This window comes from Lysobacter daejeonensis GH1-9 (assembly GCF_000768355.1).
GTDB lineage: Bacteria > Pseudomonadota > Gammaproteobacteria > Xanthomonadales > Xanthomonadaceae > Aerolutibacter > Aerolutibacter daejeonensis.
In genome coordinates this window covers 104,443-111,292 of the sequence record NZ_AVPU01000009.1, presented here as the reverse complement: position 1 = coordinate 111,292, position 6,850 = coordinate 104,443, and the positions used below count along the sequence as shown (strand labels likewise).

7 protein-coding genes are annotated in these 6,850 nt (G+C 65.6%); 1 reads left to right on the top strand and 6 read right to left on the bottom strand.

Features of this window, described 5'->3' with window-relative positions:
* Window positions 1-755 precede the first annotated feature (755 nt).
* On the bottom strand, window positions 756-1,208 hold the full coding sequence (locus N800_RS07240) for a hypothetical protein (protein WP_156962903.1): 453 nt from the start codon (window positions 1,206-1,208) through the stop codon (window positions 756-758).
* A gap of 69 nt (window positions 1,209-1,277) precedes the next feature.
* Window positions 1,278-1,604 (bottom strand): hypothetical protein, encoded by a 327-nt coding sequence (locus tag N800_RS07235; protein ID WP_156962902.1) that lies wholly within the window; start codon window positions 1,602-1,604, stop codon window positions 1,278-1,280.
* A 182-nt stretch (window positions 1,605-1,786) separates the two neighbouring features.
* Between N800_RS07235 and N800_RS07230 the strand changes: the two genes are divergently transcribed.
* Window positions 1,787-2,800, top strand: a complete 1,014-nt coding sequence (locus tag N800_RS07230; protein WP_052107997.1) for an integron integrase — start codon at window positions 1,787-1,789, stop codon at window positions 2,798-2,800.
* A 2-nt stretch (window positions 2,801-2,802) separates the two neighbouring features.
* Here the strand turns inward: N800_RS07230 and N800_RS07225 are convergent, their stop codons facing one another.
* From N800_RS07225 to N800_RS07210, 4 genes are read right to left on the bottom strand one after another with little or no spacing between them, the layout of a single operon-like run.
* Entirely contained in the window at window positions 2,803-4,584 is a 1,782-nt protein-coding gene (locus N800_RS07225; RefSeq protein WP_036136471.1) for an ABC transporter transmembrane domain-containing protein, read from the bottom strand.
* The gene (locus tag N800_RS07220; RefSeq protein WP_036136469.1) at window positions 4,581-5,177 is read right to left on the bottom strand and encodes an IMPACT family protein; all 597 of its coding nucleotides are present in this window, start codon (window positions 5,175-5,177) and stop codon (window positions 4,581-4,583) included. The genes N800_RS07225 and N800_RS07220 overlap by 4 nt, the downstream gene beginning before the upstream one ends.
* Window positions 5,178-5,213: 36 nt before the next feature.
* Window positions 5,214-6,110, bottom strand: coding sequence for a hypothetical protein (locus tag N800_RS15290; protein ID WP_052107996.1), 897 nt, complete (start codon window positions 6,108-6,110; stop codon window positions 5,214-5,216).
* On the bottom strand, window positions 6,107-6,661 hold the full coding sequence (locus N800_RS07210; RefSeq protein WP_036136468.1) for an RNA polymerase sigma factor: 555 nt from the start codon (window positions 6,659-6,661) through the stop codon (window positions 6,107-6,109). The genes N800_RS15290 and N800_RS07210 overlap by 4 nt, the downstream gene beginning before the upstream one ends.
* Window positions 6,662-6,850 lie beyond the last annotated feature (189 nt).

Sequence of the window (6,850 nt, the reverse complement as noted above, 5' to 3'; positions counted from 1 at the left end):
GTCCGTGAAAACGGGGGTGAACCCATCCATGAATGCTAACGCCTGAGTTAAGCCGAGCCGCGAAGCGGCTTCGGCTTGAATGAACTGTTAGGTCGCAGACTAGGGCCGCACAGCAGGGAAAACAACGGTTACCGCCGACGACGGAACAAGAACCTACTAAACAGTTCTTCCGGTGTGGCGGCCTGCTGGAAGAATAGTCGCAGGGCAAGGCTAGCGAGGGAAAACGCCAGCACCGCCAAAGCGAGATGAGCAGGAGACGCATGCCCAATGGAGAAGCCAGCCTGATGCAGGAACGCGGTGATGCCGACGGCGAATGTAATGGACGCTGCATGCCAAGCGACCCGCATAACGGGTGTCATGGGCTTTAGGAAGTGATTAGCCATCAATGCGGCCTAACGCCTGAATTAAGCCGAGCCGCGAAGCGGCTTCGGCTTGAATGAATTGTTAGGCACGCGGCTCGCGGCCTGTGGCAACGAGGATAACGCCCTTTGAGGTGCCCCAAGCGCCCATCAGAATCCACCCAGAGTGAAACAGTAGTGCCAGCTCCCCATCGACCCGGCGCGGCGGACGCCCATAGCTAATGGTTCCGGTCTGAAAGTAGTAAGCGATTGCTGAGAGGCTGTTGTAACAGAGCCAGCCGCCGAGCAAGAGCAGGCACAAACCAAAGATCTGAGTGCCGAGCCGAGAAGGTGTCATTGCGGGCCTAACGCCTGAATTAAGCCGAGCCGCGAAGCGGCTTCGGCTTGAATGAATTGTTAGGTGCGTGCCTGATTGGCGACTTGAAGCACCTGATGAGTGAGATGCACCGCTACATCTTGGGCAAGCGAGTATGCAGGATGGATGACCTCAAAGGCTTCAAGCGCTTCCTCAAGTAATTCCATGCGCGTTCCCTCATCAAGCATGGCGAGCGAATTGCGCTTGAACAGGTGATGTGCAACGAAATTCCTGGCTTTTAGTGCCTCTCCGAACGCCGCCTCAAGGTCTTCAGCCATGTTGAGCTTTTTCCCCATTCTCCTGAGGGCTTTGCCGAGCGTAAGCCCGTCTATTTCCACCCGGAGGCGTTGGTAGGTATCTGCGTTGGGAGCTAAGAAGCTGTTCGTCTCAAGCGCATCAAGCGCGAGGAGAGCTGTGCCAAGCTCCATTTCGAGCATTTGCGAGGCTTCTAGCGCTCGCCCTGCTGCTTCGTAAACTGCCTGACGCGTAGACATTTGGTCAGCACCTAACGCCTGAATTAAGCCGAGCCGCGAAGCGGCTTCGGCTTGAATGAACTGTTAGGCCTACAAGCCGAGCTGCATGCCATTGATGACACTGTCCAATACCTTGGTCTCGAAGTCCTGCAATTTTTGCCACGTGACCATGTCTAGCTTGGACCATTGTCCGCCGGCCGAAAGTCGCTTGCCTTTCTGGTATGCGTCAGCCCAGACGGCCTGGCAGCCTGACTCCCCTGTAAGGCCTTGCTTATCAACGATGCGAGCGGCAACCGACCCAACGAACTCCTTATCTGCGCCCAGCGCTAGGCCGGTTATCTCGCAGTACTTGTAATCGGGGGCAGCCGACGCGGTGAACGGTAGGAGCAAGAGGGATGCAACGACTAGGAATCGCATAGAACTCTCCTGTAGGCCTAACGCTAATTAGATCCCGTTTAGGGACGATAACACCGTATGGTCGGGACGCCCCCTGAGCCTGTCAATCGGAAAATTCCCACACAAGATCAATCCCTTGGCTGACTGTGCGGGCGCATCAGACACCTTACCGTTGCCGTGATATCAGGCAAAAGTGAGGTGATATGGATTATCAGCCGCAAAAGTCAGTGATAAGCACGGACGCTTCAGCCCCTTCGCGTCCCCGGCTGTTGGATGAAGTTCGCCGCAGGATCCGCGTCAAACACTACAGTTTGCGCACTGAGCGGGTGTATATCGCCTGGATTCGGCGCTTCATCCTGGCCAACGGCAAGCGCCATCCGCGCGATCTGGGACAGCCTGAGATCGAGGCCTTCCTCTCCCATCTGGCAGTGGAGGGGCAGGTCTCCGCGAGCACGCAGAACCAGGCCTTGTCAGCGCTGCTGTTCCTTTATCGCGAGGTGCTGGCGATGGAGTTGCCGTGGCTGGATGGCATCGTGCGCGCCAAACGCCCCCAGCGGGTACCGACCGTGCTGTCCAAGCAGGAGGTCGCCGCGGTGCTGGCCCATCTGGACGGGCGGATGTGGCTGATCGCCAGCCTGCTGTACGGGACGGGCATGCGGGTGCTGGAGTGCATGCGTCTGCGGGTGAAGGACGTGGATTTCTCCCGCAACGAGATCACGGTGCGCGAGGGCAAGGGTGCGAAGGATCGCCGCACGGTGTTGCCGCAGTCGCTGGCGTCGGCCTTGGAGCGCGAGGTGGTGCGTGCGCGTGCGCTGCACGACGACGATCTGCGGCAGGGGTTTGGCGAAGCCTATCTGCCGGCGGCGTTGGCGCGTAAATACCCGCAGGCGGCGCGTGACTTCGGTTGGCAATACCTGTTTCCTGCAGCGAGACGTTCACTGGACCCAAAGTCGGGGCAGGAACGGCGCCATCATGTCGATCCGGAATCACTGGGTCGCGTGTTGCGTCGGGCCCGGTTACGGGCGGACATCGCCAAGCCGGTGACCGCGCATACGTTCCGCCACTCGTTCGCCACGCACCTGCTGGAGCGCGGCTACGACATCCGCACGGTACAGGAGCTGTTGGGCCACAAGGACGTCGCGACCACGCAGATCTACACCCACGTGCTCAATCGCGGCGCGGGTGGCGTGCTCAGCCCATTGGATGGGCTCGGCTGAGCTCAGTCGATGAACTGCAGGCGCGCCAGTTCGGCGTACAGGCCGTCCTGGGCCAGCAGTTGCTCGTGCCTGCCTTCGGCGACGATGCGGCCGTGGTCCATCACCACGATGCGGTCGGCCTTGAGCACGGTGGCCAGGCGGTGGGCGATGACCAGGGTGGTGCGGCCTTCCATCAGCGTTTCCAGCGCCTGCTGCACGGCGCGCTCGCTCTGTGCGTCCAGCGCGCTGGTGGCTTCGTCCAGCAGCAGGATGGGGGCGTCCTTGAGCAGCGCGCGGGCGATGGCGATGCGCTGCTGCTGGCCGCCCGACAGGCGCGCGCCGCGCTCGCCGAGTTGCGTGTCCAGACGCTCGGGCAGGGCGGCGACGAAATCGGCGGCGTGGGCCGCCCTGACGGCGGCATCCACCTCGGCGTCGCTGGCGTCAAGGCGGCCATAGCGGATGTTGTCGCGCGCGTTGGTGGCAAAGATGGTCGGGTGTTGCGGCACCAGCGCGATCGCTTCGCGCAGCGCCGCCGGGTCGAGCTGGCGGAGGTCGACGTTGTCCACCTTCACTTGGCCCGCCTGCGGGTCGTGGAACCGCAGCAGCATCGAGAACACCGTGCTCTTGCCGGCCCCCGACGGGCCCACCAAAGCCACGGTCTCGCCCGGTTGGACATGCAGGCTGAAATCTTCCAGTGCCGGTGCGTCGGGGCGCTGCGGATAGTGGAACGTGACGTGGTCCAGCACGATGTCGCCGCGAACCGGCGCAGGCAGGCCCGTCGGCGCGGCAGGCGCGCTGATGGCGGGTGTCTCCTCCAGCAATTCGCTGATGCGGCCCATGCCGCCGGCGGCGCGCTGGAGTTCGTTCCACACTTCGGCCAGTGCACCCACTGAACCGCCACCAATCAGCGCGTACAGCACGAACTGGCCCAGGGTGCCGGCGGTCATGCGGCCGGATGCTACGTCATGCGCTCCTGACCACAGCACCAACGTGATGGCACCGAACACCAGCACAATGGCGATGGCGGTGACCCAGGCCTGCGCCCGGATGCGTCGGCCTGCGGTGGCCACTGCGGTCTGCAATGCGCTGGCAAAGCGTCCGCGCTCGTAGGGTTCGCGGGCATGCGCCTGCACGGTGGGCACTGCGCCGAGGGTTTCGGCGGCGAGTGCGTTGGCGTCCGCCACGCGGTCCTGGCTGGCACGCGAAATTTTCTGCAGCCGGCGCGCGCCCAGCACGATGGGCAGCACGGCCAGCGGAATGCCGAGCAGGGCAAAGGCGGCCAGCCGCGGACTGGTCACGAACAGCATGGTCAGGCTGCCGAGGAACGTCACCACGCTGCGCAGCGCCACCGACATCGTCGACCCGATCACGCTGCGCAGCAGTTCGGCATCGGCGGTCAGGCGCGAGACCAGTTCGCCGCTGCGGTTGCGGTCGTGGAAGCCCAGGTCAAGCCCCACCAGGTGTCCGTACAGGCGCTCGCGGAGGTCGGCGACCACCTTTTCGCCGAGCAACGACACAAAGTAGAAGCGCGCGGCCGTGGCCAGGGCCAGCGCCACGGCGACGACGAACAGCAGCAGGAAGGCGCGGTCGATCGCGGCGCCGCCGCCTTGCGCGAAGCCCTGGTCGATCATCGTGCCAAAGGCCTTCGGCAAGGTGAGCGTGGCTGCCGAGGAGCAGGCCAGCGCGACCAGCCACGCGGTGAACAGGCCGCGGTGCCGGCTCACGAAGGGCCACAGGGTGCGCAGGCTGCCGATGGGCGCCTTGGCCGGGGGGGGGGCGGGAGCGGCGTCGGCCGGCTGGTTCATTCTTCGTCCTGAGCGGTCATGCGCACCCGGTCACGGGTTGCGTCGCGAAGCAGCACTTTCAAGGGGGCAAGGCGTTCGGCAGGCAAGCGCACGCGCAGGCGCGCGCCTTCGGGGCCGAAGGTTTCGTCCAGTTTTTCCGCGCCAAACTGGGCCAGCGCCGCGTGCACCGCGCCCGTGTCTTCGAAGGGGTAGGCCACGGTGACTTGCGCGTGCACCACCAAGGGCTGGCGTGCGGCGGTACGCAGGCACTCCGCGGTCGCGCCCCCGTAGGCGCGCACCAGCCCGCCCGCGCCCAACTTGATGCCGCCATACCAGCGCGTAACGACTACCGCCACCTGGTCGTAGCCCTGGCCGTCAATCGCAGACAGGATGGGGCGGCCGGCAGTGCCTGCCGGCTCGCCGTCGTCGTTGAAGCGGTACAGGCCGCCAATGCGATAGGCCCAGCAGTTGTGCGTGGCGGTGGGATCGCCGACTTCGGCAAAGAACGACAGCGCCTGTTCCGGCGCGGTCACCGGCGCGGCCTGTGCCAGGAAGCGGCTGTGCTTGACCTCCAGCAGGTGCGTGGCCCGTGCGGCCAGTGTGTCGATGCTCATGCCTGTGGACCCATGCCGCGGATTTTACCTTGCGCGCTACTGCGCAAGGGGCGCGAGGTCCTGTGGGATGGCGTGGTCCGGGAAATGACGACGGAACAAGGCGAGGCTGGCGCGCGCACCCTCGACGTCCTCGGCAGCCTGGCGCAGTCGGATGCGGTCCAGCCAGGCGGTGGCCGCCAAGCGGGTGTCTTCTTCGACGGGTATGTCGCGCGGCTCGCGGTCTCCAATGCGAGCAGCGCTACCCAGCCTGCTGCCGGTGACCACCACGGATTCCCGGGCGGTGCTGCGTTGCGCGGACTTGGCGGCGCTGGCAGCGGCGGCACGATCGGAGGCGACTGCTTCCGACGTGGGAGCGGCAGCGGGTACCGGTGCAGGGGGCGCCGGTGGCGGTGCGGGCGGCGCCGCAGCCACGGGTGCCGGGGCAAGCTCCATCGGAGGCTCGTCCGCGGCTTCGATCGAATCGATGATGACCGGCGGCTCCTGGGGCGCTGCAACCTTGGACCTGGACGCCACCGGCGGCACCATCTGCCGCTGCGGTTGCGGCTCATCGTTGATGGCCTCGGGTTTGGCTTTGGTCTCTGCCTCGGGGGGCGCGACCGGCGGCATGGCTGCCGCAGCGTCAGCCGCCTCCGCATGGGGCTCGGCCACTTGCGGCGCAGCCGCTGGACCCTCTTCCAGTGCAGGCAACTCCGCCTCCGGGCGTAGCCGCATTTGCCAGCTGATGCCCACGGCCAGCGCCAACGTCGCGGCCACGCCCAACACGGCCGGCCAACGCCGGTGGCGCCGGGGCGCGGTGGCCAGCGCAGCATGGGCGGCGGAGAGGATCCGCGCATCCAGCGCCGCGGGGGGCTCGCCATGCGGCCCAATGCGTGACAGTCGCGAGGCCAGCTCGCGCTCTTCAGGCGTCAACGGATCACGGGAGACGGGGCTCATGACACCAACCCCGCGCGAAGCTTGTCCATGGCGTAACGCAGCCTCGATTTGACGGTTTCTCGCCCGGTGCCGGTGATCGTGGCGATGTCCTCCAGGCTCAGTTCCTGTTCCAGGCGGAGCAGCACCACCGCACGTTGTTCCTCGGGCAGCGCCTCGATGGCCAGTTGCAGGCGCCGCCGTTGCTCGAATTCCGAAAGGGTGTGCTCGGGCGTTTCGGGGTCGGGGACGCGCGCAGCGCGCTCGTCGCCATCCTCGGGCGCCGCTGGGCGGTGCTTGAGTCCGCGCCAGTGGTCATTGAGCCGGTTGTGGGCGATCCGGAACAGCCACGTGGCGAAGTTGGCCTCCGGCTTCCACCCCGCACGGGCGGCAATGACCCGCTGCCAGACGTCCTGGAAGAATTCCTCCGCCAATGCCTGGTCGCGCAGTTGGCGCAGCAGGAAGCGGAACAGCGGGCCGCGGTGGCGGGCGTACAACTGCTCGAACGCGGTGCCGTCTCCCGCCACCCAGGCGAGCATCAGCACGTCGTCGCCGGGGGCGGCACCGGAGTTCATGCCGTTCAGGGTACGGGCTCCCGTTGCCGTCGGGAAGCCGTTGCGGCATGGTGGGGACATTGACAGGGGCAGGCAGGCCAATTCGGAGATCACCCTCCCATGCAACGCATGGAAGGGTGGGACGGGGTTGGCATTGCCTGAACGGACGCGGGCTGGGGAGGCACGCGCCCTGAAGGGATTGCGTTGTCA